Source organism: Pseudomonas sp. GW456-E7, assembly GCF_059424105.1.
Map to the genome: position 1 here is coordinate 1 of NZ_JBWKZB010000048.1, position 25,781 is coordinate 25,781.

The window sequence follows — 25,781 nt, forward strand, 5'->3', positions numbered from 1 at the left end:
CGCGAAGGCGTTGTACCAGTCACCATCAACATCGAATGACACACCGCCTTCGCGAGCAAGCCCGCTCCCACAGGGGGGGCACCGAATCATCCATTGACTGCATCAATAGTCACCATCAACTCAATGAAGTTCTCATAAAAAATCCACGGCGTAACATCTGCTCCATACCAACCCATAAGCACCCCGGAGCACACGATCATGAAACGCCAGACCCTCCTCAGCATCGCTTTCTCGGTTTTCGCAGTTAACGCTTTCGCCGCAACTTCTGCTCAACCTGTGGTCGCTGAAGGCGGCTCGGATCGTCTGATTGAAAGCCGTGTGGCTGAAGGTGGTTCGGATCGTCTGATCGAAAACCGCGTCGCCGCCGATGGCTCCGACAAGTTGATGGAGAACCGCGTGGCTGAAGGCGGTTCCGACAAACTGCTGCAGAACCGCGTTGCTGAAGGTGGTTCTGACAAACTGCTGCAGAACCGCGTTGCTGAAGGTGGTTCTGACAAACTGCTGCAGAACCGCGTTGCTGAAGGTGGCTCCGACAAACTGCTGCAGAACCGCGTTGCTGAAGGTGGCTCTGACAAACTGCTGCAGAACCGCGTTGCTGAAGGTGGCTCTGACAAACTGCTGCAGAACCGCGTTGCTGAAGGTGGTTCGGACAAACTGCCGCAGAACCGCGTTGCTGAAGGCGGTTCGGACAAACTGCTGCAAAACCGCGTTGCCGAAGGTGGCTCGGATCGTCTGATCCAGAATCGTGCGGCATAACTAATCGCCGCACCACAACGCCCAACAAAAAACCCGGCCTGATCAGCCGGGTTTTTTCATGTTTGTTTGCAGGCTTTCACTGGTTTGGAGGTCACTTCATTTTCTGCGTGGGCACGTTCCCTTGTGGGAGCTGGCTTGCCAGCGATGGTCGTCAACGATAACGCGTGTGACCTGGATAAACGCGGCGCACTGGAGTCCATCGCCAGCAGGCTGGCTCCTACAGTTTCAGCGTGGGCACGGTCCCCTGTAGGAGCTGGCCTGCCAGCGATGGTCGTCAACGATAATGCGTGTGACCTGGATAAACGCGGCGCACTGGAGTCCATCGCCAGCAGGCTGGCTCCTACAGTTTCAGCGTGGGCACGGTCCCCTGTAGGAGCTGGCCTGCCAGCGATGGTCGTCAACGATAACGCGGGTGACCTGGATGAACGCGGCGCACTAGAGTCCATCGCCAGCAAGCCCGGCCCCTACAGGCATTGCGTTGACACTTCACGGACACCAGAAACCGCCCACACAAAGAACAAAAAGGAATTAATAAATAAAAATTAAGTATTTATCGTTATAAAAGTAGAAGCGTACTCTCCAGTCATCCCGTCATTCATCACCACAGTGAAGTGCCCCATGAATCCGACTGACAACCTCATCGACTTCGCCAGCTACCGCAAACGCAAACAAGCTCAGCAACGGGCACGGGCCATGTGGGAGATGTACGCACGCAACGCCGGACTTCAGGCATTCCAGTGGGTTCAGGCGTCTCGGTCTACCGAGACACGTCAGGCGTGAACGCGCACGAACCCTCGCGCTTTCTGATTAGCGCGGACGAACCTGTGCTGGACCTGAACAATCCGGATGCCCCTGAAGAAGACCCGATCTGCGAACGGGTAGCACAAAACCTGCTGCGTCTGCGGGGCAAGCGCCATCTGTCCCTCGATGCCCTGGCCCGACAGTGCGGCGTGAGCCGTGCCATGCTGGCGCAAATCGAATCGGGGCGCAGTGTGCCGTCCATCAAGGTGCTGTGCAAAATCGCCAAAGGCTTGAAGGTATCGGTGGCTGCGTTTCTGGAGCATCGGGCCTTCGAAGGCGTGGCCGTGCTGTCGGCGAGCCAGAGCAAACGCCTGGTCAGTGCCAACGGCGCTTTTGTCAGCCGCGCCCTGTTCCCCTTTGACGTGGCGCGCCAATCGGAATTCTACGAACTGCGCCTGAGCCCGTTGGGAGAGGACCATTCACAGGGCCATGGCCCAGGCGTCCAGGAAAACCTGGTGGTGGCGCAGGGTGTGCTGGAAATCAGCGTCAACGACGAGCGTTACCTGCTATCCACGGGGGACTCGATCCTGTTTTATGCCGACCAGCCCCACCGCTATCGCAACCCCGCCGACAGTGAAGCGGTGGCTTATCTTGTAGTGACCTACCCGGAACGCCTGGACTAAAACGACCTTGTAGGAGCGAGCCTGCTCGCGATGGACGTCAACGATAACGCGGGCTTCCTGAAAAAACGCGTCAGCCTCGGGCCCATCGCGAGCAGGCTCGCTCCTACAGGTACGTTGCAGGATTTAGCAGGTGCAGCACATCAACGGCATGCCATTGCAGCTCATCATCATCGGCATGCCGCAGTCGTTCATCATTTTCATCATCAGCGCGCAGCAGTTTTTCATCATGTCCATGTTCATGCCGGCCATCGGCATGATTTTGCACATCATGCCGTCAGCCATCATGGTGCATTCCATCACGCACTTCATCGACGGCATCGGCATACCCATCATCGGCATTGGCATCATCATGTTCATCATCGGCATGGCCATGCTCGCCCGGGACATGCACATCATGCTCATGTTGCCGCAGTGCATCATCATCGGCATGCCGCAGTTCATCATCATCTGCATCATTTCAGCGCTGTTCTTGAACATGGCCATGTCCATGCCAGCGGCCGGCATCATCTTGCACATCATCCCGTCGTCCATCATGTCGCAGGACATGGTCGCCATCATCATCGGCATGCCCATCATCGGCATCATTGGCATGGTGGCGTTCATCGGCATTTGCATCTGCATGGCATTCATCATGGTGTTGCTCCCTGAAGGACTGGATAGTTGGGCGAAGCTGATGGAGGCCGATTCTAGGGAATCGACCGAGCGCAACAAGCTGGCGATCGAACAGCCAAAGTCGATGTCGGGGCAGGCTTAACGAGGCAGACAGGACGATTGTTTCTGCAATGACGAACAATCGGATTCGATCACGGACAAGGTAAAAACCATGACGCGGATTAATCGGTTATGGATATGTAGATTGCATCTATATAAATAGCGGAAAGAAATAATCGTTCTAACCGGAGTGACAATCTTTCTCTCCAGGTTAATGCTTGAGTCGCAGGCAAAAACGCGACTTCACGGATTGTCAGAAGCTCTACCACCGCTCCACAAAAACCGGCCTGATCAGCCGGTTTTTTGTATTGCTCAGCCTGATGGTGCCCTGAGATTCTCAGGCCAGGCTCTCGACAGTCTCACCGCTGCTTGCCCGTTGAGCATCCAGCAGCACATCCAGCGTCGTGAGGAACAGGTCATGGCTCATGATGCCGGTGCACACCGTTGATAGAACCTGATTCCCCGCCTCGTCTTTCAGAGTGACCTTCTCACTCCAGGCGTTCAAATTGACTGAAGCAAGGGTCGACACCGGGACTTTACGTCCGTCAACTTCCAGAAACTCGCGTGTCACAATAATTGTTTGAGTGACGACATTCAGGAAGTCCCCCGAGACTCGCTTACGCCAGACCTGCCCGGTCGGCACATACTTGAAGGTCACTGCGCCGTTAGACTCAAGTTTGTTCATCACAACCGGCAGACACTCGCGAACATGCAACTCACGCACCAGTTGCTGGAATTCCTGAAAGCCTTTCAACGACTCGATGACGCGATGAAACGGCTCAGTTTCGTTACGCCGATACGCCAGGTTGGTGATCAGGCCAGTGAATACGGTTTGCCCTGAACTGAACAGGTAAAGGTCTTCTATTTCAGCAAACGCCGTATATTGTTGCTGCTTTCCACTGACAGCAACAATGCCGTGCTCGTAAACCTCATAATGGGTTCCGCGCAACTTCTTCTGCCACGGATAAAGCGCGAACAAGACCGCCGAAATGACGACCAACAGGCCACTGACTGAATAGATCAACAACTGCGGGTTGGAACCACGACTGGTGTTCGCCCCGGAGCTGGCCACCGGCAGTATGGTACCCAGGTACAACACAAATCCCGCCATACAGAACAGGACGATTGCGAGCAACAGCAAGAAGACCAGAAAGCCTTTGCCGTGACGGAAGGTGGAGATCAGTTGACCTGTCACCGTTGAAGCGGGTGTGGGTGATTGCTGCATGAGATGGTTACTTCCCTAGTGGTTGATTGTAAAAAACAACGTAATCCAGACGACTATCTTTCATTAAGAGACGTTGCCTGAGAACACTGTCGACTCCATTGCAAACCTTCAGATACAGGTTGTACGGTTCAGCCCATTGATCACAGAGTCAAAGGATTGCCCAAAAGTCTTGGCATCTCGCTCGATGGGATTATTCATTTTCCACATCATTTGTCGTTGCTCATCAGGCTTGTAGCCACCGCTTCTCGCCGTGTTGATCGCTTCACGCCCTTTACCGACAAAACGGTTCAAATCACTGAGCAAGACACTGCATTTGAGAGCTGGTGTCTGGGCCTTGCCCTTCTTGTCCCAACCTTCGATCATTTGGGCGGTCTTACTCAGGCTGTCTTCAAAATGTTTGGTAGCTTCCTGCGCACCAGATGACTGGAAAAAATCGCCAGACAATCGAACGGATTGCTTGGCGTAAAGCACGATGCCTGCACGGTAATAACCCAGGCTGTCTTTCTCGGCGCTATCAAAGGCTGTCTGGGTATTTATTTCGTCGAGCTTGTTAATACCGGCATAAAACTTCGCCTGCTCAACGGCAACGGCTTCCAAGGCTGCATCCAGCAATGGCTCCATTTCCCTGGCTTTTTTTCCGTCATCGGCCAGGTATCCCTTGGAATTGGCATAATTGGCGAGTTCTGCGTGGATAGGTTGCAATTTTGCGAGCGCTACAAGCATGCCTTTCGCAGGTTCATCCAGTTCTGGCATCGGGTAAGAGAGTTCCAATGCTTTGTTAAGGTTATCTTGCAAAATACTGATATCATAACCGCTGAACATGTAGTAACTCGTCAGTTTCTTTTCTGACGCCAGCGTTTCCGAATATTCGGCCCTACGCTTCTCCAGTGTGGTGACGAAATCCCCGCCCCTGTTCGCGGCCTCGACATAAATATTGTATTTTTCTATCTCTGCCTGACTTGAGTTCCTCTCCTCCAAATGCTCCTGATTGTGGGTCGTAACGCCTTGGGTGTTGTCGGACTTGTCACATCCGCTCAGAAAAACCCCTACCAACATCAACATCCCTGTCAGCATATTCCTTGAATACATGCTACTTCTCCCTGTCCATACAAAAACACATCTACTTCCGAAACAAAAACCACCATTTCAATACAACCTCTGCACACCTCACAGTCCCTTCAATAACTCCGAGCAACTTCCTTAAAAGCGAGCCCTCTTAGGCCTAGTGACTCTACAGCGTCCTTGAACACTTGACTGACATATAGCACTTGCGGATTTTCAGGAATGCGGAAAATTTCTCCCGTGTAACTCTCTGGAATTTTTAACACCGCCTTATAAACGACGTAACCACCCTCCCCCCTATCATAATCGGATTGATCAATATCAAATGCATTTGATAGAAGCTCGGCAATGAATATTGCGACATCCCCTGCACGTGGCCCGAGCAGCTTAACCCTAGGAAAAGTCTGCAAAAAATCAAGCGCATCATATGCTTTTTCCGAGACAACCAAGATCGGCCTGAAAAAAGTAAAAAAATCAGAAAGTGCCAGCTTATTTTTATCATCACTATTATAGACGACACAAAAAGCCTGTCTCTCAGACTCTAAAATCACTTCACCATATGCCAGCTTTGTAGCGAATTCCTGCAGACTTTCCACCTGATCCGCATCGATCAATGTTTTGTATTTATCATCTTGTGTTATTGAATAAATCTTCATAAATCACCCAAATAATCCAGACCACTGCGCATCGCGCGGACTCGTAAGCAATGTATTACGAATTCTATCAATCGTCTTCAAAACCATCGGCTTACCACCAGCCTTATCCGCACTAATTATAAGCTGGTTAACATTCTCAAAATAAGAATTTGGATGCTTACCATTATGCAAGATCCCCGGCACACTCGAGTCAATGTTATTACGATTAGGCAAAAACACTCCATTGACCGCATCATCCACATGAATATCATGCTTTGCCAGGACCGCTCTCGCAGGAGCTGCAAGCTTAGCGGTATCACCAACGATATGATGTGCAGCTGAGTTTGCGGGGCGGGGTGTTCCACCTTTTGTCATATTGTTACTTAGCGCCTTGGAGCAAAGCCCCAGTGGATCGATCCATCCAGTAGGACCGGGCGCATATTTATATAAGTTATATCCCCCATCTAACCCAATCGGATCCTGCGTAACAAACCGCCCCACCTCCGGATCGTAATACCGAAACGTGTTGTAGTGCAGCCCCGTCTCGTCGTCGAAATACTGTCCCTGAAACCGCAGGTTCTGCTCGACTTCATTGACCGTCAGCTTCTCAACCGAACCCCAAGCCTTGTACGTCGCCTGCCAGACTATGCTCCCGTCCGCGTCAGTCATCTCCAGCGGCGTACCAATCTGGTCGGTATGGAAGTAGTAAAGCTGCTGCTCCCCACCCTCCTCCTGGTCGACACGCGCCAACGGCGCATAACTCCCCGGCTCATAGAGATACAGACTGCTCCGCCCCGGACTTTCCTCCCGCAGCATCCGCAAGCCTTGCCACAGGAAACGCTTCTGCTCGGTCCGACCCTTGACCTCTGAAACCTTGGCAATCCGCCGCCCCAAACTGTCGTACCGATACGAACCGGTACTCTCCAATTTGCCGTTGACCAACGTCTCAGCCCGCACCAGCCGATTCTCACAGTCATAAACAAACGTCTGCAGCCGGTTCATCCCGCTGCGTTTCTCAATCAGGTTGCCCCATGCATCGTAGGCATACTCCTGATCCCGCCAGCGCTTGAGGCGGTTGTCTTTGACGTGGTCGAACTGGCTGGTGTTGAAGTTCAGCCGGTTCGCCGCGGCGTCGTAGCGGAATTCTTCGCTGTCGATCAGCTGGCCGGTGTCGCGGCTGTGCAACTGGCCGTTGGCTTCGTACTCGTACTTGATCTCGCCGCGCAGTTTGTCGAGGGTGCGGGTCAGTTCGCCGGCCGGGTCGTACTGGTGACGGCGGTGGATCGGGTTGTAGGCGTGCTCGACCAGCAGGTCGGGCTGGATGCCGGGGTTGTGGAGGCGCGAGAGTTTTTCCGCCGGCAGGCGCGAGGCGAACTGCCAGCTCTTGCGGCCCATCGCGTCGTAGCCGAAGCAACTGGTGAGGGTGCCCTGGGTGCGCAGGACTTCGCGGTGCAGGTCGTCGCGCTCGATGTCGCTGATCAGTTGGCCGTCGAGGTTGAGTTGGTGCAGGTGGCCGCTGCCGTAGTACAGGTGATTGAGGTGTTGGCCGGTGGGCAACGTCAGCGTGGTGAGGTTGCTCAGTGGGTCGTACTCGTAGGACAAGGCGCCTTGCGCTGTGGTCTCCTGGATCAGGCGGCCGAGCAGGTCGTAGGAGAATTCGAGGGTTTCTTCGCTGGCGCCGAGTTGCTTGCCCTGCGCGGTCGGCAGGCGCTGGATCGACAGCAGGCGATCAGCGTCGTCGTACGCGTAATCCTGACGGGCATCGGCATTGAGCTTGGCCAGCAGCCGGCCGATGCTGTCGCGCTCGAATTCGGTGCGACGCTGTGGCCGTTCGCCGCGTTCGCCGTAGCCGGTTTCGTCGACCTGGGTCAGATGTCCGCCGAGGTTGTAGCTGAAGCGCCGGGTCAGGTTGTCGATGCGTTTTTCTTCGACCAGCCGATCGGACGCATCGTAGGCGAACTGGTACGCCGCGTTGTTTTCGTTGATCAGCGCCGTCAGGCGAATCGCCGGGTCGTACTCGTAGCGAATGCGCTGACCCTTGGCGTCCTGGCGGCTGCTCGGCAGGCCACGGGCGGTGCGTAGCAGGCGCGTGGTCTGGCCTTTGCCGTCGGTGTGCGTCAGTACCTGGCCGAGGGCGTTGTAGGTGAACGACTCGGCGCTGCCGTCCGGGTGATGGATGCGCAGCACTTCGCCGTCGGGCTTGCGCTCCAGCGTGGTGGTCTGGCCCAGCGCGTCGGTGACGGCGACCAGGTGCTGGCGCTCGTCGAAGCGGTATGTGGTGTTTTTACCTGAGCAATCCTGGAAGCGCTCGACCTGGGCCAGGGTGTTCCACCACAGGTATTTGGACTTGTGGGTCGCGTCGATGATGGTGTGTGGCAGGCCGTCGTCGCCGTTGAGGTATTCGGTGGTGTGCCCGAGGGCGTCGACTTCGGCGATGAGGTTGCCCTTGTCGTCGTAGCGGGCTTGCCAGGTGCTGCCGTCGGGGTAGTCCACCTGCGTGACCAGCGGGGTCAGGTGGTGATAGCGGTATTTGATCGAACGCCCGAGCGGGTCGGTCTCCTCGAGCAGGCGTGCGTACTCGTCGTACTTGAGCGTGATCCTGTTGCCGTCAGGCAGCGTCAGGCCGGTCATGTTGCCCGTGTCATCGATGTCGATGACGTAGTGCTCGCCCCCGAAATCGCGGCTGGCGATGACGCGATGATCGGCGTTGTAGTGAAGTTCGGCTTCGCGCCCGAGCACGTCGGTGACCCGGGTGATGCGGCCCTTGATGTCGTAGCGGAACTGGAAACGTTCGCCATCGCTGGTCCAGTGTTCCACTACCCGTTGCTGGCCTTCGATGGGTTCCCAACGGTAGTTGCAGGTCAAGCCCAGGGCGTTGCTGTGGCTGGCCATCATGCCGTCGATGTAGCTGAAACGACGCAGCGAATCGCCGTTGCGGTTGATCACTTCAGCGAGCTGGCCGCTGTCGTCGTAACGGTACTGCACCAGGGTTTCAACGGCCTCGTTGTCGACCACGCGCCTGACGTCGGTCAGGCGGCCCAGCGGGTTGTCGTAATGCAGGTGCACCCGCACGCCCCCGGTGGCGCTGATGTCGGTGAGCGTGCCCTCGGCAGTGCGGGTGAAGTGCAGGAAGTGGCCCAGGGCGTTTTCGATGCGTTGCAGCGGTACCGGGACATTGTCGTCCGCGACTTCGCCGAAGTAGAAAAAGCTGTTGTCGAGGGTTTGCAGCAGATAATGACCGCCCTCGGTGCAGACCAGATACACCTGTTCATGGGGATTGTAGATGCGCTCCCCCGGCTGCACGTCCACGAACGGAACGCTGCGCCCCTGATTGTCGGTGAGGTACACGAAGGTGCCACTGCGACGTAGGCTTTGCTCCCAGGGCAAGACCCAGCCCTTGCCGAGCACGCTGTCGACGCTCAGGTCGCTGGCATAGAAACGGGACCATTGGATCGGCATCAGGCCCGGCAGGCTGAAGTCGGTTTCGTCGGTAATGACCTTGCGGCCGGTGGTGGCGTCAACGGGGTTGCCGATCAGGCCACCCACCGCGCGCTCGATGGCCGGTCCCACGACGTAACGCGAGGCAACCTCACCGGCGACGAACCCGGCGGTGAATTTCAGTGCGCAGGGCATGATGGCTTTCATGCCGGCCTGGGTCCCGGCCTTGATCAATTGAGCGATACCGCCCGCTGCACCGGCGACCGCCATGAGGATGTCGACCGTGGTCCGCAGCCAACCGGGAATCTCGTCGTCCACCGGCAGGTAGCGATGGGTTCCGCCACCGATGAAGACATTGTCCGAGCCGCTGGAGAGTGTCGCGCCGCAGGTCATCTTGTCGCCCTTGCGGGCGGCGGCCGTGCCGTTGATGAAGACGTTGGTCGAACCTTCGGCGACCTTTACCGGACCGGGATGCTTGTCGCAGGCCCCCGTGCTTTTTTCGACGTGGGCAGCCTTGCGACTGTTGATGAACACGTTGGGCGACGCGGTGACGATCGTCCCCGCGGGTGAAGAAAACATACTGCCTATCTTCTCCCCGGCCGCGGTGAGCAGGCTACCTCCGACGCCTGCGGCCAAACCCGCCAACAAGGCCACGCCAAACCCACAGGTGAACGTCGCGATCGCCACCGTGGCAACCAGCGCAATACCGAGCGCCGCGCCGATGAGAAACCCGCCCAGGGCGCTGGTGTGCGACAGTTCATCGCCAAACCTTGCGGCTTCGAACATGGCCGTTACTCCTGTGCGCTGGAGTCGGTCTTGGGGCCGCCAGGTTGGCGAGGCTGAAAGCTCGCCAGCAGGTCTATCCAGTTCTGATTCTGCTCGCTGCTGAAGTCAGCCTGGGCTGTGGTGGAAAAAATGATCGCGCGTCCAGGCTCGATCAGAAAGGCCGCCTGGCGCTGATAGAAAGGTCGGCCATCGGTTATGTAATACGCATCGATCTGCACGCCCTCGATCGGCGCCGTGGTCGACAATGCAACGGCCTTCTTGCCCAGCAGCGTATAGCCACGCAGCTTGGACGCGAGCATCTTGATCTGACGCTCGACGTAGGCTTTGAGCACCTCGCCGGGCAGCAATGTGTCCCGGGAAATGGTGATGCTCAACGGCGCTGGAATACTCGCCCCCAACACAAACATGTTTACCGTGCGGTCCTGAAAACCTTGCGGCAACGCGATGCTGCCTTCCTGCAACTCATAATCCATTTTGGGTAACTTCCTTGAATCAAAAAAATTAGGCGTTCAGCGCACGGCAAGGCCGTCGAGCATGCCGTCAAAATCAACCAGCCACAGACTGAGCACGGGCCGGGCCGGATCAATCTCGCAAGCAATGCTCAGCCATTGCCCATCGTCACGCCCGGCGACAGGCACCAGGGCACCGACAAGGCGCGCGTGACGATCGGCATGACCGGACTTGAAATGCAGATCCACGGCCTTTGCCGCACTGCCGGCCACACTGACATCGCGCTGGCGGATGATGCGCACGTCCGGATGCTCCTGGCGAAACGCCTGCACCGAGGCCTCGAAAAGCTGCTCCAGGGTCTGCCCCTGTTGCACATCACGACGACTGATCGTCAGGTTGACCGGCTCGCCTTCGTGCTCGAGGGTGGTCTGGACCTCGCGGAAGTTGAACCCCGTCGGAAATGCCAGGTTGAAACCAGCGAAGGTGAAACTGCTGGGCGTATCCTGCAGCGCCACCACCGGCTCGGGTTCCGGCTCGGGCTCAGGCTGGACGAGGAGCACGTTCTGCTGGGCAAGGCGTTCGAATTCCTCCTGCGCAATGCGCTTTTCGGAGATGCGATCGTAGAGACTGACTCTGGTCATGGCGCCGCTACCTCAGTCATTGACCCTGACCTCGGAACCGGTGATCTGGGTCGTGCCGGTACTCGTCGTGGTGATCGCCTTGCCTTTGATCTCGATGCCGTCCGGTGTGAGGGTGATGCTGCTGTCCCCCACCTGAAGAATGATGTGCTGATTGGCACTGACCTGAATGAACTGGTTGTCGACCTGAATCGTCAGCGAGCCTTCCTGGACATTCATCACCGTGTCTTTCTTGATCGTTTCGGTGTGCGTGCCACCGACCTTGATCGTGCGATTGCTGCCGACGGTATGGACTTCATCGACCTCGATCTCGGTGTCCATGTTGCGCTCGGCATGCATGATGATCTGCTCGGCACCGGCCTTGTCTTCGAAGCGGAAGAAGTTCGCCGTGCCGCCGTCACCTTTCATCGACCGGGTCAAAAAACCACTCTGGGTCTTGTTCGCCGGCAGCGACCAGGGCGGGGTGTTCTGGCTGTTGTAGAGGCTACCCATGACCAGCGGGCGGTCTGGATCACCATCAAGGAAAGCCACAACCACCTCGTCGCCAACGCGAGGGATCAAGACACTACCAAAACCGCCACTGGCTCCGGACTGCGCGACACGAACCCAGCAGGAGCTCTTGTCGTTGAACTCGCCGTAACGATCCCAATGAAACTGTACTTTCACCCGGCCCAGTTCATCGGTGTAGATCTCCTCGCCAGGTGGGCCGACAACAATGGCGGTTTGCGGGCCGGAAATCGTTGGCGTCAGAGTGTCGAGTTGCGGTCGGAACTTGATTTTCTTGCGTACGCAAAAAAACTCATTGGCATAACCCGCCTGCCCGCCGGACAGGTAATTATTACTGCCCCGGTGCTGAATGCTCATCAGCAAAAACTGTCGATCTTCGACTGAGCCATTATCGTGCTCGTAATGCTGAGTGAGTTCGAACGTGTAGCCCGGGCGCATCGCCCGGCAGTTGCTCGCACCGGCAAACGCCTTGCCTTTGAGTTCCAGTGCCTCGATGCGATTACGCACCAGCACTTCGCCATCGTCGTAGGTTCCATGGGTGTACTGGCCCATGAAATCGTAAATCTCGTAGGCCGGTACATCACCCTGCTGATTCAGGCTGTTCATGATCACTGGAAGGCGGTTTTGAGGCTGGCGGTAATCGAAGGTCTGAACCGCTATCTTGCTCGACTGCAACTCCCTCTCTGCATTCCAGTGGGTGATCGAGTCCGCTGTTTCAGTAACGGATGCCGTATGAAAACGTACTTGAGGCTGCTCAGGCAGCGCAGGCAACTGGGTTGAATCATCCATGATGATCAACGTGTGACTATCGGCAGTGTGCTCGAAGTAAAAGAACAGCCCTTCGTGCTCCAGCAGGCGCATCACGAAATGCCGATCACTTTCCCGATACTGAGTGATGTAACTATGGGGTTTGAGCGTACGGTTGATGCGAAATTCGAACTTGGCCAGCCCTTCATAACGACTGAACACTTTGGTAATCACTTGTTCGACCGTTTGGTCCTGGAAAATCTGCGAGTCAAAGCGCTGTTCAAGCAAACTGAGCCAAGAGCCGATCAGCGCCGAATAACGACACATCCCGCCATCACTGCCATTGCTGCCGAAACGCAATACATGCCCGTTGATGTAACGACTTGCGCCCGTAGCCAGTTCGATCTCGATCGTCGCCGACTGCCCCATGGCACTCTTGAGTTTTACGCTGGCATCATCGGACAACAAATCCAACTGGAAACCGAACTCCATCGACAGGCCTTCGTGTCCGACGAAAGACTCAAGCAAGAGCTCCTGGCCGCTTTTGAGCGGCATGGTCAGTTTGAACAGGCGCCGGTTCTGCGCAGTAAACAGGGATGAAAGGTCCATTGTCATGTGTAACTCCTGGAATCAATGTTCGGGCAACCACCGCATTAACGTTCTGGTCGTCAGGAACCTGTCGACTGGCGCAGGGAACCCATCCATTTAAACAACCGGCCCAGCCACCAGCGGCTGCGGGCTTCGCGTATTTCGTCGATTTGCATGAAGGTGTAGGGGGTGGGCATTTTGTGCTCACGGATATGAAGGGTGCGGAGGCCTCGGATGCTGTGGCGTAAGTAAAACAAAATAATTACAGAACACCCCGCGCAGATGACTAGCGCAACCATGCCACCCGTTTGCGCACCCACCGATTTCAGAAACATACTGCCTGTGAGTGTCGAGACACCGGAAATCAATCCGAGATTATAACTCTTGGAATTCACAACTTTTTTAGGTCGAGCCGTAACTCTATTACCTACGCATTCGAAAGGAAAAAAAGAGGATTTACTATAAAAAATCACCAAAAACATCAGAAACACGATAGTGATCGGTGCTGTCCCACTGACTACAGACCTAGGATCTCCCTTGCCAAAGGATTCTGAAGCAATCAAGTACGCCAAACTACTGGAAATATAAGGAAAGGTAAATATCGCAGTTGACAATATGGCCGCAAAAAATACAACAAACCTCTCACAATAATAAATCAAATATAGACTAAAACAAAAAACAACAACTACAAGAAACAAATACCACCACCAAGAACACTCCAAGGTCAAGGGCCCAAAAACACCAAAAAAAGCAGCCATAAAAAACATTAAAAAGATATGTTTTTTTATATTATTCGCGTCAATCATGAAAATTTCACTCAAAACCGCCCGCCCACATCAAGCCGAAGAGCGCAGGGAGCCTAACCATTTCAACAATCTACCCATCCACCACCGGTTACGGGCTTCACGAATCTCATCAATTCTCATGAAGGTGTAGGGGATAGGCATGCCACGCTCTTGCAGGCGAAGAGTACGGATACCGCGAATTATGTGACGGAGACGTATTAACAAATATACGCACATACAAGTCCCTAATAAAATAGAAACCGCCCCTCCACTAAACGAGCCTACAGATTTAACAAACAGACTACCAATCAAAGTGGAGACTCCTACAAGCACCCCACCAAGGAATCCAAAATCCTTTGCCTTGAACTCACGAGCAGCGACTTTCCCACCATCAATCTCAAAAGGAAAGAATGAAGACTTCGTAAAATAAATCAGAAAAAACAATGCAACCACTATTAGCATAGGCCCTACCCCAGCCATGACCGCACCGACCACACCAAGCCCTAAATCCTTCTTCGAAAGCAAGTAACTTAAACTGGACAACAGATAAATAAACGAATACAAACCAGCGCAAAGCATTATCAATACGAAGCTTGTATATCGCTCACACCGATAAGCCAAATACAAAGTAGCGTTCAGCATAAAAAAAACAATCGATATATATAGATACCAGTAATAGGGAAATCCAGACACCTTGAACCCCCCCGCAAATGCCACCGCAAAAAACATGAGCCACGGAAGTTTTTTTATCATATATGCATCTGGATTAAACATCTAACACTCTCATTTTTTTAGGTAGTCCGCAATTTCTTTATCAGCCCCACTGCTCCCCATATACGCTTGAACGGCAGTACCACCTACCCAACCAACTGCTAAAACTATAACCAGCGGCGCTCCGAGCGCACCAGCAATAGCTGTAAAAATCATCCCCCCCGCAAACGCGGCAACGTTAGTAGGCTGACTTTCAGTAGACTTCCTATAAAACTCACCCATCGACGTTGAACTTGTATAATCCAGATAAGCCTGCGGCCCAACGGCTAACGCAAACCCCACCACATTACCCGTCATGAACTTGAGTCCGCCTGTCGCTCCGTTTGCATGAACCATGGCCCGCTGATTAAGCGCCCCCCTGGTTCCATATGCCGGAAGATGAGCAACTTGCCCTCCAACCCGACCGAGCACCTTGTAACTTTGTGCCTGAGCAGTAATCGGCACCTCGAAGTGCAACTGCCCTGCAACCCGAATCAGTTTTATCCTGCCTTTGAAGGCTTTCTTAGCCGAGGTCGAGTTCGCTGTGCCCCGACTATTGGCCCACTTGATCAGTTTTTTCTTGTCGGCCGCGGAGAGATCCAGCAAGTCTACAACCGACTTCGACTTTGAAAATGCAGCTACGCTGGTGCCTGCACTGACCAACGTGCCAGGCAAGTTGGCTGGAGAAAACAACAAGGAGCCTACCTCCGGGATGGCCTCTGCGGTTTTCTGTAATTCTTTCAGCGCTTCGAGGGAGACGTCCTTCGCCGAAGACAAATTCCTGATTAACGAACGCAGTAACTGTAAGGACTCTTGCGCTTCACTCGGCGACATGTCCAATTCGGGCGAAGCCAGTTCATGGGCAAGAAACATCGCCGCGTTGTAATCGCTCGTCGCGTAGTAACCGGCAAAATCTTGCGGCGCAGGGAAAGACCGAGAGGCGATCTCGCTGGGAAATGAAAGATTGCCGCCACCGATCAATCCGGCTTGTTGACGCGTTCCACGGGGGTTCGCCACTGTGCAGGGTAAAAACCTTTCGTCCATGTTCCTTTCTCCTGTTACCGCCTTCCCGAAAAGATCTTCGGCAAAACCTGCTCCGTGCAATAACTGACCAATCTTTCTTGGGCCATACTCCGTTCAAAGAGCATTGCCCCATCAACCATCACGAAAAAAAAACGCTGTTGCGATTGTCTTCCTGAATCACAAACGGCGGAAAATGACCCGTGGGTGCGACAACCACCCTGCTGAAAAAGTGCCGAAGGAATTCAACAAAAATAGAACTGCGTCACATTTTTTAATCGTCACCCGAGTACGTGCGAAAGGAAACACCTATGCAACACCAAGTGTCAAGCCGGTATTTTTTGCTCAGGAAATCATATGTCGAAATGCTGGCACATCATTCATCGCCTCCGAATCGCTTATCCGCGTCCAATATTGAACCGGCTTCACATAGATTTTGATTAAATATGTGATCCACCACCTCGCCGAAACCATTGAATTGGCTGGATTTCAGAACTACCTGACAGACACATCCCACAAGTAGTGGCAAGCAGACATCATTGTGGCCAGTAATCAAGCACAGAAAAGTCCGTCCCCATGGATATCGAAAAACTGAAAGAAAAAACCCTGAAGCTACGGTCCGCCATCGATGCATTGAAGGCAAAGGACCCTGCTGTAACCCAACTGGATCTAGAGCTATCGCCCCTGATGGACCGGGCTGAACGAGGTCAAATCCGCACGCCTTTGGAGTGGCGAGATATCCCTGGACGCTACTTGTTCACTGAACACGGCTTGCAGCAATACGCAGAACTTGAGCTGGCTTTTGCGGAGTTTAAAATCGAACTGACTGGCGGAGAATCCCCGACGCTACTCCGACTGAAAGCCCGAATGGCTCCGCCGTCCGGAACAGCCTGACAAAATCCGCGAAAAGAACGCCTGCCGTATTCCCGCCACGCGCCAATGCCATCATCCCCTCCCGATTAATATGACACTTGCACTGCAATAGTTCTGAAATCGCCAATCAATCCGGAACTGGGTGAACCGGTTCACCTTTTACAAATTATTTTCAATTAAAAATTGGATCCACCACGCCTCTGAAACCATTGAATTGACTGGCTTTCGGAACTGTCTGACAGACACATCCCGCAAATAGTGGCACTAAGGCATCATTGCGACATGTAACAAAAACGAGAAAAAATCTGCCCCCCGAATGAACTTTTCGATACGACGTGTTGCCATACACGACGTTACTGGCAACTCGATATCTATATGCCAGCATCACACTTCCGATTGTTTCCGGCAGTGTGATTTTTTGATGACGAACACCAGCAGTCACTTCTCGTGGACGGATGTCCACTTGTGAATCAAGTCACTCGACATGCTCTCCGGTTTTATTCCAGGAAGGTGCGAAGTGCTCAAGGACGATGTACCGATGACTCAGACGTTTTTTGATGTTGAAGCATTGATCCAGCTGCGAAGCCAGACCCGGGCCATTTCCGATGCGCTCAAGGCGCAGGCCTCGGATTATCTGGCGACCCTGGCTTTGCTGATTCGTCCGCAAGCGTTTTTCGGTGAATACCTGCAAGGCGCGCAACGCAGCAGCGGGCGCGAGACCCAGCACCATTTCAAGGAACTCAAGGAGCTCTTCGACCGCATCGGCTCGGCCGCTCCGTTCCAGCTGGTCAATGAACTCGAAGTGCCCCTCAACCTGCTCAGTACCACCCCGCAATTGTTTGCGCTGGAGTACGACAAGGTGCTGTCCCAAAGCGGTCAATCCATTCGTATCACCAGCCCCGTGCGCTGGGTGGTGGGCTTCAGTTCGTTCGACCTGGCCCGTTTTCGCACCGTCATCAAAGACCCCAATCGCAGCAGCGCCGAGCTGTACCGCTTCGTGGTGCATTACCTGGTGCTGTTCTACTGCCTGAGCAAGTCGCCCGGCATCAGCCGCCTGCTCGAAGGCCTGCGTTTCCCCGTCAGTTTCGAACGCCTGAAGGAATTCGGCGACCTGCCCTTCTGCGTCATCAGCTCGCCGGTTCGCTCGCAGTTGCCCGAGGAGGCCGTGATCCGCAGCAGCACCCAGATCGCCGGCAACACCAGCTTCGAAGAGCTGGTGGGGCACGCCAACATCATGGAAATGAACGATGAAATCCGTCAGCGCCTGCTGCTGACGATCGAAGGAATGTAACGCGCTCGGCCACCCATTGAACCGACACGCAAACGACTTGCAGCGAATTGTTCGCACAGGAGATCACGATGGCGAAGAAGGAAAGTACCCAGCACAAACTCGACCGCGTCCGCGCGCCTCGGGTCCATATCACCTACGACGTGGATATCGGTGACGCTCAGGAAAAGAAAGAGCTGCCCTTTGTCGTCGGTGTGCTGGGCGATTTCTCCGGCAACCCGCTGGAGCCGCTGCCGAAGCTCAAGGACCGCAAGTTCATTTTCATCGACCGCGACAACTTCAACGGCGTGCTCAAGGGCATCAAGCCGCGCCTGACCTACCGCGTCGACAACACCCTGGCGAAAAACGGCACGCAGCTGGGCGTCGAGCTCAACTTCAACGCCCTCGAAGACTTCGAACCGCAGAACGTGGTCAAGCAGGTCGAGCCGCTGCGCAAGCTGCTGGAAGTGCGCAACAAGCTGGCGGACCTGCGCAACAAGATGGGCGGCAACGACAAGCTCGAAGAGCTGCTGATGGACGTGTTGCAGAACACCGAGAAGTTGAAAACCCTGGGCAAGGAATTCGGCCGTGAAGCCGCCGTTCCGGCCACCGACGGCAAAGCGTAGGAGCCTGACGATGAACGACAAGCAAACCGTGACTCAACAGGACAGCACGCTGGTTGAAGTGGACAGCTTCACCGCGCAATCCTCGTTGCTCGACAGCATCATTTCCGAAAGCCGCGTGGCCCGTTCCGAGACTGAGCGCACCCGTACCCGCGACCTGATCGGCGAACTGGTCAACCAGATCCTGGAAGGCGAAATGACGCCGAGCAAGGACCTGATCGCCGTGCTCGATGCGCGCATCGCCGAGATCGACGCGATGCTCTCCGAGCAGATGAACGAAATCATGCACGCCAGTGAGTTCCAGCAGCTGGAAGCCTCCTGGCGCGGCCTGAAGTATCAGGTGGACCAGACCGAGACCAGCACCACGCTGAAGATCCACTTGCTCAACGCGTCGAAGAAAGACCTGGTGCGCGACCTCAAGGCCGCTTCCGAATTCGACCAGAGCGCGCTGTTCAAGAAGATCTACGAAGAAGAATACGGCACCTTCGGCGGTGCACCGTTCGGCATGCTGCTGGGTGACTACGAGTTCAACCGCAGCCCGGAAGACATGTACCTGCTCGAAGAGATTTCCCACGTCGCCGCGGCCGCCCATGCGCCGTTCATTTCGGCGGCTTCGCCTGAGCTGTTTGGCTGGGATTCGTTCACCGACATGTCCGGCCCACGGGATCTGGCGAAGATTTTCGACACTGTCGAATACGCCAAGTGGAAGTCGTTCCGCGCCTCCGAAGACTCGCGTTATGTCGGCCTGACCCTGCCCCACGTGCTCGGTCGCCTGCCTTACGGCCCGGATACCACGCCGGTCGAGGAATTCAACTTTGTCGAAAGCGTCGACGGACGCGACCACAACAAGTACCTGTGGATGAACGCCGCCTACGCGCTGGGCACCCGGGTCACCGATGCGTTTTCCCGTTACGGCTGGTGCGTGGCGATTCGTGGCGTCGAGGGTGGCGGCCTGGTGGAAGGCCTGCCGACCCACACGTTCAAGACCGATGACGGTGAAATCGCCCTCAAGTGCCCGACCGAGATCGCCATCACCGACCGCCGTGAAAAAGAGCTGTCGGACCTCGGCTTCATTCCGCTGGTGCACTGCAAGGGCACGGACTACGCCGCGTTCTTCGGCACCCAGTCGGCGCAGAAGCAGAAGCAGTACAACACCGACATCGCCAACGCCAACGCCCGGCTTTCCGCGCAGTTGCAGTACATCTTCGCCACCTCGCGCATCGCCCACTACATGAAGGCGATCATGCGCGACAAGATCGGCAGCTTCGCCTCGCGCAAGGACGTCGAGCTGTTCCTCAACAAGTGGCTGTCGAGCTACGTGTTGCTGGACGACACCGCGAGCCAGGAAGCCAAGGCCAAGTTCCCGTTGCGCGAAGCCCGCGCCGAGGTGTTCGAAGTGCCGGGCAAGCCGGGGGTGTACAAGGCCGTGACCTACCTGCGCCCGCACTACCAACTGGACGAGCTCACCGCTTCGTTGCGCCTGGTGGCTGAATTGCCGCAATCGACCCGCGGCTGATCATGCACATTGCCAGGGAGGCAATATGAGTAGTCAACACAAGCTGTTGCCATCACTGCTGGACCGGTTGCTGGACGATCGTCCGCATCAGTCCATCGAAGCGTCATCGCAGCGCTTGTGTTCGCTGGCCGATTACAAGGCCAGTATCGTTCGCGACCTGGAGATCCTGGTCAACACCCGCCAGTCCCTGGTCGCCAACGAGCTGGAAGGTTTCGTCAATCTGGGCGGCACCATCCTCGACTACGGCATGCCGGATTTCACCAGTCGCAGCGTGCTTGACCCCAAGGATCGCCTGTTGATCCAGCGGCAACTGGAGAAGGCGATCTCGGTCGGCGACCGGCGCTTTCGCAGCGTCAAAGTCCAACTGCTTGCCCAACAGACCGGCCAACGCATGCTGACCTTTCGCGTGGACGCGGTCCTGCGCCTGCAGGACGTCACCCGTCAGGTGTCCTTCGACGCGGTGCTGCAGGTCAACACCCAGGAATACAAAGTGCAGAACCTCAACTGATGCTCGACGATCTGCTGCCCTATTACGAAAAGGAACTGTCGCACCTGCGCTTTTTGGGCCAGGAGTTTGCGAGCCAGTATCCGAAAATCGCTTCGCGGTTGCTCATCGAGGGCGATAACTGCGAAGACCCGCATACCGAGCGCTTGATCGAAGCCTTCTCGTTCCTGTCTGCACGGGTACACAAAAAACTCGACGACGAACTGCCGGAAATCGTCGAGTCGTTTCTCGAAGTGCTGTACCCGCACTACCTGCGCCCTACCCCGTCGATGTCGATCGTCGAGTTCAACCTGGGCAAGCAGGAAAAAGTCACCGAAGCCTTCCGTGTGCCCCGGCATACCGAAATCAGTGCCAACCCGATCGATGGCGTGGTGTGTAAATTCCGCACCTGCTACCCGGTCGAACTGTGGCCGGTGGCGGTGCAACAGGCATCGTTCATCGAGATGGAGCGTTCGGCGTTCAACGGCCACAGCGCTGACCTGGTCGCGCGCTTGCGCATCGGCCTGGTGGCGACCGGCGACATGATGTTCGGCAAGCTGGAACTGGACCGCCTGCGGTTCTTCCTCGACGGCGAAAGCACGTTGATGCTGCAACTGTACGAACTGCTGTTCAACAACCTGGCCAAGGCCACGCTGACCTTCGAAGATCAGGGCCGCACCCGCGAAGTCGCCTTGCCGGCCAACGCGCTGAAAACCGTCGGCTATGGCCTGGACGAAGGCCTGGTGGATTACTCCGAGCGTTCGTTCCTCGGTTACCGCTTGCTCCACGAGTACTTCACCTTCCCCGACAAGTTCATGTTCTTCGACCTGTCGGGCTTTGCACGGATTCTGGCGGGCAAGGAGGTCGAGAAAGTCGAGGTCAATTTCTACTTCTCCGACTACGACCTGAGCGACCGCCTGGCGCGCCTGACGCAGAACATCGGGCGCAACAACTTCAAGCTCAACTGCACGCCGATCATCAACCTGTTCCGCCAGCAGGCCGAGCCGATCAAGTTGACCCACGCCCAGCACGAGTACGCGGTGACCCCGGATGTGCGCCTGCAAAGCTCGGCCGAAGTGGTGTCCATCGACCGCGTACGACGTGTGCGCAAAGTGGGCAGCATCGATCAGGTGGGCACTTGCCATCCATTTTTCGAGCCTCGTGGCGATCAGGGCCCGGGCCAGAGCTTCTGGATTGCCCGACGTCGAGCCGTACAGACCGGCCAGCGCGATGGCTCGAACGTGTTTATCCGGGTGGTCGATCGAGAACTGGGGCTGATGGAGGCCAACAACGATACGTTGAGCATCCGCCTGACCTGCAGCAACCGCGACCTGCCGCTGATGTTGCCTTTCGGTGGCGAGCGCGGCGATTTCACTATCCCGGGCAACTCGGTGATCAAGAACATCCGTTGCCTGCGCAAGCCCACCGCCACCGCTCGCGTGCCGCTGGGCAACGGCGTGATCTGGCGGCTCATTTCACACCTGTCGCTGAACCATATGTCGCTGGTGTCCCGTGGTCGCGAAGTGCTGCTGGAGCTGTTGTCGCTCTACAACTACCGCAACCTGTCGGCACTGCGCAAACAGATCAACGGCATCGTCTCGGTGAGCAGCGAGCCGGTGGTGGCGCGCATCGGCCACCCGCGGCCGAACTTCGTGCGCGGCGTCGGCATCACCCTCAATTTCGATGAAAGCCAATACACCGGCAGCGGTGTGTTCCTGTTCGGCATGGTGCTCGATCACTTCTTTGGTCAGTACTGCACCATGAACAGTTTTACCCAATTAACCCTTCGCACCTTGCAGCGCGAAAAGAGAGTCGTCCAATGGCCACCGCGAACCGGCGATCAACCCCTGGTCTGATCGACCAGGCAAGGGCTGAGCCGCACCGATTCGAGTTTTTCCAATTGGTGCGCCTGCTTCGCCTGCATTACAGCAGAACCGGGCGCATGGACCTGGAAACCCGACCGCACGAAGATCCTCTGCGTTTTCGCTCGCAGCTGTCGCTCAACTTCCCGGCCAGTGAAGTCAGCGATCTGCAGTTCGAGCGTGAAGGCAAGGTGTCCGTGGCCGGCCTGCCGCTGTCCGAGATGCAAGTCACCTTCATGGGCCTGGTCGGGCCCTCGGGTGTGTTGCCGCGCCCGTACACCGAGCTGTTGATCGAGCGGCACATCCAGTACCGCGATGACGCGGCCCATGCCTTCCTCGACATCTTTTCGCACCGCATGACCACGCTGTTCTACGAGGCCTGGCAAAAGTACAAGTTCTACATCGAGTACGAACGCAACGGTACTTCGGACTTCGATCGCTACCTGCTCAACCTGGTGGGTTTCGGCCCCGAGGCGCAGAAGCAGAAATTCGACCGCCAAGGCTCGCCCCTGCGCCGCGAACTGTTCAGCTATTTCTCCGGCCTGTTCGCCCAGAAACCGCGCAACGCCCTGAACCTGGAAGCGATGCTGTCTTTTTATTTTTCGCTGCCGTTCAAGGTCAAGCCCTTTGCCGGTCGCTGGCTGAAACTCGACGCCAGCCAGTGCACGCAACTGGGGCGCAAGAACGCCGTGCTCGGGCAAAGCGCCGTCGCCGGCAACCGGGTCTGGGACTACCAGTCGTGCCTGCGCATCGAGATGGGTCCACTGGAGCTGGCCGACTATCAACGCTTCCAGCCAGGCACCGAGGACTACCGGAAACTGGTGGAACTGGTGCGTTTCTATGTCGGTGCCGAACTCGACTTCCAGTTGGCGCCCAGGCTCAAACCCCAGGCCGTGCCCGTTGCGCGCCTGGGGCGCCAAGGCAACGTTTCGCTGGGCTGGCTCGGCTGGCTCAAGCGACCGGCCTCCGACGTCGAGCCATCCCGTTGTGCCCTCTTCCACATTCCTTTTGATGGGGTCTCCCTGTGAACCTGAAGTCCCTGTTTGCCAAGCTCAACGACACCAGCCGCGCCGCCACTGAAAGCGCCGCGGCCTTGTGCCTGTCGGAACACCATTACGATGTCGAAATCGAGCACCTGTTGTTGCAGTTGCTCGACAGCCACGACAACGACCTGCCGGCCATCCTGCGTCATTACGACGTGGTGCCCGAACGCTTGCAGGCGCAGCTGGTGACGGCACTGGGGACGTTCAAGAAAGGCAATACGCGCACGCCGGCGCTGTCGCCACACCTGACCCGCATGATCGAACAGGCGTGGGTCCTGGCGTCCATCGAGTTCGGCCAGGCGCAGATCCGCACCGGTCATCTGTTGCAAGCCTTGCTCGATGACGACGAACTGCGCCGCGTGGTGGTCGCCAGCGCCGCCGAGCTTGAGAAAATCAACGCCGACGACTTGCGCGTCAACCTCGGCGCACTGGTGGACAGCAGCGCCGAGTCGAAACAGGCCAAACCGCTGGGCACGTCCGACGTCGCCAGCGCCGGCACGGTAAAAGGCAACGGCAAGACTCCGGCCCTCGATCAATACACCATCAACCTCACGCAAAGCGCTCGCGAAGGCCGGATCGACCCGGTGCTGGGCCGGGAGTTCGAGGTGCGGCAGATGGTCGACATCCTCACCCGCCGCCGCCAGAACAACCCGATCCTCACCGGTGAGGCCGGCGTCGGCAAAACCGCCGTGGTCGAAGGCCTGGCCCTGCGCATCATCCAGGGCGACGTGCCGTCGGTGCTCAAGGGTGTCGCCATCCACACCCTGGACCTGGGTCTGTTGCAGGCCGGTGCCGGCGTGAAGGGCGAATTCGAAAACCGTCTCAAGTCGGTGATCGAAGAAACCAAGCGCAGCCTGCACCCGATCATTCTGTTCATCGACGAAGCGCACACCCTGATCGGTTCGGGTGGCCAGGCCGGGCAGAACGATGCCGCCAACCTGCTCAAGCCAGCCCTGGCCCGGGGCGAACTGCGCACCATCGCCGCGACCACCTGGGCCGAGTACAAGAAGTACTTCGAGAAAGATGCCGCACTGGCGCGGCGCTTCCAGGTGGTGAAGGTCGAAGAACCGGACGAAGACAAGGCAATCCACATGCTGCGTGGCCTGCTGGCCAAGATGCAGGAGCATCACAAGGTCACGGTGATGGACGAAGCGCTGGTGCAGGCGGTGCGCCTGTCCAATCGCTACATCACCGGCCGCCAGTTGCCGGACAAGGCCGTCAGCGTGCTGGACACCGCCTGTGCCCGGGTGGCCCTCGGTCAATCGGCGCAGCCGGGGCCGCTGGAAGACTGCAAACGCCAGATCGACAACCTGCAGGCGGAAATCGCGGTACTGCAGCAGGAAGCCGCCAAAGGCAGCGACCACGCTCGACGCCTGACTGCCCTCAATACCGAACTGCAAAGCGCACAGCAGACCCGCGACGCCCTCGAACAACAATGGCAACGCGAACTGCAACTGGTGGAAAAACTCGGTGCCCTCAGCCACCCGGAGAATCAGACACCGGATGCCCAGGAGATTGCCGCGGTACGCGCCGAACTGGCCAGCGTCCAGGGTGAGCAACCGCTGGTGCATGCCCTGGTGGATGGCGGGACCATCGGCGAAGTGATTTCCGGCTGGACCGGCATTCCCTTGGGCAAGATGCTGCGCGACGAAATCGAAACCGTGCAGCGCCTGCCGGCGTTGCTGGGCGAGCGGGTGCTCGGCCAGGACCACGCACTGCACGAAATCGGCAAGCGCATCAAGATTTCCCGCGCGCGCATGGAAGACCCGAACAAACCGATCGGCGTGTTCCTGCTGCTCGGCCCGAGCGGCGTCGGCAAGACCGAAACCGCACTGGCGCTGGCCGACACCCTGTACGGCGGCGAGCGCAACGTCATCACCATCAACATGTCCGAGTACCAGGAAGCCCACACCGTCTCCAGCCTCAAGGGTTCGCCACCGGGCTATGTCGGCTATGGCGAGGGCGGCGTGCTGACCGAAGCCGTGCGGCGCAAGCCTTACAGCGTGGTGCTGCTCGATGAAGTGGAGAAAGCCCACCCGGACGTGCTCGAGCTGTTTTTCCAGGTGTTCGACAAAGGCGTGCTGGATGACGGCGAAGGTCGCGAGATCAACTTCCGCAATACCGTGATCATCCTCACGTCCAACACCGGCACCGACCGCATCATGCAGTGGTGCCTCAATGCTCAGCCGCAACCGACGCCGCAGGACATCGTCGAAGGGCTGCGTGACGAGTTGAACCAGGTGTTCAAGCCCGCCTTCCTCGGCCGCTTGACCATCGTCCCCTACTACCCGGTCAAGGACGCGATTCTCGAGCGCATCGTCGCGCTCAAGCTTGCGCGCATCCGCCAGCGCTTCGAGCGCAATCATCAAGCGCAGTTGAGCTATGACGAAGCACTGGTCAAGGCGATTGCCTCGCGCTGCACCGAGGTCGACAGCGGTGCCCGCAACATCGACAACATTTTGTCCCAGACCCTGATGCCGGAACTGGCCCAACGGGTGCTGGAGCGCATGGCGCAGGACAAACCGATTCAGAGTTTGAACATCGAGTTGGGCAGCGACGGCGATTTCGCCTATCGCCTGAACTGATCGGGC

The 25,781-nt window shown here is 56.8% G+C and carries 22 protein-coding genes; 11 read left to right on the forward strand and 11 right to left on the reverse strand.

Going from position 1 to position 25,781, the window contains the following annotated elements; genetic code table 11:
• Positions 1–198 precede the first annotated feature (198 nt).
• The 3 genes from AC07YV_RS24385 (at position 199) to AC07YV_RS24395 (ending at position 2,180) form a co-directional block, all read left to right on the forward strand.
• Positions 199–756 (forward strand): phage infection protein, encoded by a 558-nt coding sequence (locus tag AC07YV_RS24385; protein ID WP_102701766.1) that lies wholly within the window; start codon positions 199–201, stop codon positions 754–756.
• 618 nt (positions 757–1,374) lie between these two features.
• Positions 1,375–1,536, forward strand: coding sequence for a hypothetical protein (locus AC07YV_RS24390; protein WP_173900852.1), 162 nt, complete (start codon positions 1,375–1,377; stop codon positions 1,534–1,536).
• Between the two features lie 53 nt (positions 1,537–1,589).
• On the forward strand, positions 1,590–2,180 hold the full coding sequence (locus tag AC07YV_RS24395; protein ID WP_162130295.1) for a helix-turn-helix domain-containing protein: 591 nt from the start codon (positions 1,590–1,592) through the stop codon (positions 2,178–2,180).
• A 123-nt stretch (positions 2,181–2,303) separates the two neighbouring features.
• Here the strand turns inward: AC07YV_RS24395 and AC07YV_RS24400 are convergent, their stop codons facing one another.
• From AC07YV_RS24400 to AC07YV_RS24450, 11 genes are all read right to left on the reverse strand, one after another.
• Complete coding sequence (locus tag AC07YV_RS24400; protein WP_173900851.1) at positions 2,304–2,813, reverse strand: hypothetical protein; 510 nt, start codon at positions 2,811–2,813, stop codon at positions 2,304–2,306.
• Positions 2,814–3,228: 415 nt separating this feature from the next.
• Entirely contained in the window at positions 3,229–4,116 is an 888-nt protein-coding gene (locus AC07YV_RS24405) for a hypothetical protein (protein ID WP_102701763.1), read from the reverse strand.
• A 108-nt stretch (positions 4,117–4,224) separates the two neighbouring features.
• Positions 4,225–5,205: a YiiG family protein gene (locus AC07YV_RS24410; RefSeq protein WP_102701762.1), complete on the reverse strand. Its 981-nt coding sequence runs from the start codon at positions 5,203–5,205 to the stop codon at positions 4,225–4,227.
• An 89-nt stretch (positions 5,206–5,294) separates the two neighbouring features.
• Entirely contained in the window at positions 5,295–5,834 is a 540-nt protein-coding gene (locus AC07YV_RS24415) for a hypothetical protein (RefSeq protein WP_102701761.1), read from the reverse strand.
• A gap of 3 nt (positions 5,835–5,837) precedes the next feature.
• Positions 5,838–10,037, reverse strand: coding sequence for an RHS repeat-associated core domain-containing protein (locus AC07YV_RS24420; RefSeq protein ID WP_102701760.1), 4,200 nt, complete (start codon positions 10,035–10,037; stop codon positions 5,838–5,840).
• Positions 10,038–10,042: 5 nt separating this feature from the next.
• Positions 10,043–10,510: a DcrB-related protein gene (locus tag AC07YV_RS24425; protein WP_102701759.1), complete on the reverse strand. Its 468-nt coding sequence runs from the start codon at positions 10,508–10,510 to the stop codon at positions 10,043–10,045.
• A gap of 36 nt (positions 10,511–10,546) precedes the next feature.
• Complete coding sequence (locus AC07YV_RS24430; protein WP_102701758.1) at positions 10,547–11,128, reverse strand: DcrB-related protein; 582 nt, start codon at positions 11,126–11,128, stop codon at positions 10,547–10,549.
• A gap of 12 nt (positions 11,129–11,140) precedes the next feature.
• Entirely contained in the window at positions 11,141–12,994 is a 1,854-nt protein-coding gene (locus tag AC07YV_RS24435; RefSeq protein ID WP_173900850.1) for a type VI secretion system Vgr family protein, read from the reverse strand.
• Positions 12,995–13,047: 53 nt separating this feature from the next.
• Entirely contained in the window at positions 13,048–13,773 is a 726-nt protein-coding gene (locus AC07YV_RS24440) for a hypothetical protein (RefSeq protein ID WP_102701757.1), read from the reverse strand.
• 30 nt (positions 13,774–13,803) lie between these two features.
• Positions 13,804–14,526 carry a hypothetical protein gene (locus AC07YV_RS24445; RefSeq protein WP_102701756.1) on the reverse strand — a complete coding sequence of 241 codons (723 nt, stop codon included), beginning with the start codon at positions 14,524–14,526 and terminating at the stop codon, positions 13,804–13,806.
• 9 nt (positions 14,527–14,535) lie between these two features.
• Positions 14,536–15,546, reverse strand: coding sequence for a prefoldin domain-containing protein (locus AC07YV_RS24450; protein WP_102701755.1), 1,011 nt, complete (start codon positions 15,544–15,546; stop codon positions 14,536–14,538).
• Positions 15,547–16,098: 552 nt separating this feature from the next.
• Between AC07YV_RS24450 and AC07YV_RS24455 the strand changes: the two genes are divergently transcribed.
• The 8 genes from AC07YV_RS24455 (at position 16,099) to tssH (ending at position 25,775) form a co-directional block, all read left to right on the forward strand.
• A complete protein-coding gene (locus AC07YV_RS24455) occupies positions 16,099–16,416 on the forward strand; it encodes a hypothetical protein (protein WP_102701754.1) in 318 nt (105 codons plus the stop codon).
• Between the two features lie 517 nt (positions 16,417–16,933).
• Positions 16,934–17,686 carry a hypothetical protein gene (locus AC07YV_RS24460; protein ID WP_102701767.1) on the forward strand — a complete coding sequence of 251 codons (753 nt, stop codon included), beginning with the start codon at positions 16,934–16,936 and terminating at the stop codon, positions 17,684–17,686.
• Between the two features lie 68 nt (positions 17,687–17,754).
• On the forward strand, positions 17,755–18,288 hold the full coding sequence (tssB, locus tag AC07YV_RS24465; protein ID WP_007978739.1) for a type VI secretion system contractile sheath small subunit: 534 nt from the start codon (positions 17,755–17,757) through the stop codon (positions 18,286–18,288).
• A 10-nt stretch (positions 18,289–18,298) separates the two neighbouring features.
• The gene (gene tssC, locus AC07YV_RS24470; protein WP_007978737.1) at positions 18,299–19,801 is read left to right on the forward strand and encodes a type VI secretion system contractile sheath large subunit; all 1,503 of its coding nucleotides are present in this window, start codon (positions 18,299–18,301) and stop codon (positions 19,799–19,801) included.
• 25 nt (positions 19,802–19,826) lie between these two features.
• The gene (tssE, locus tag AC07YV_RS24475) at positions 19,827–20,309 is read left to right on the forward strand and encodes a type VI secretion system baseplate subunit TssE (RefSeq protein WP_102701753.1); all 483 of its coding nucleotides are present in this window, start codon (positions 19,827–19,829) and stop codon (positions 20,307–20,309) included.
• Positions 20,309–22,141, forward strand: coding sequence for a type VI secretion system baseplate subunit TssF (gene tssF / locus AC07YV_RS24480; protein WP_102701752.1), 1,833 nt, complete (start codon positions 20,309–20,311; stop codon positions 22,139–22,141). Before tssE ends, tssF begins: the two co-directional genes overlap by 1 nt.
• The gene (tssG, locus tag AC07YV_RS24485; RefSeq protein WP_102701751.1) at positions 22,105–23,175 is read left to right on the forward strand and encodes a type VI secretion system baseplate subunit TssG; all 1,071 of its coding nucleotides are present in this window, start codon (positions 22,105–22,107) and stop codon (positions 23,173–23,175) included. The genes tssF and tssG overlap by 37 nt, the downstream gene beginning before the upstream one ends.
• On the forward strand, positions 23,172–25,775 hold the full coding sequence (gene tssH / locus AC07YV_RS24490; protein ID WP_102701750.1) for a type VI secretion system ATPase TssH: 2,604 nt from the start codon (positions 23,172–23,174) through the stop codon (positions 25,773–25,775). Before tssG ends, tssH begins: the two co-directional genes overlap by 4 nt.
• The last annotated feature ends 6 nt before the right edge of the window (positions 25,776–25,781 follow it).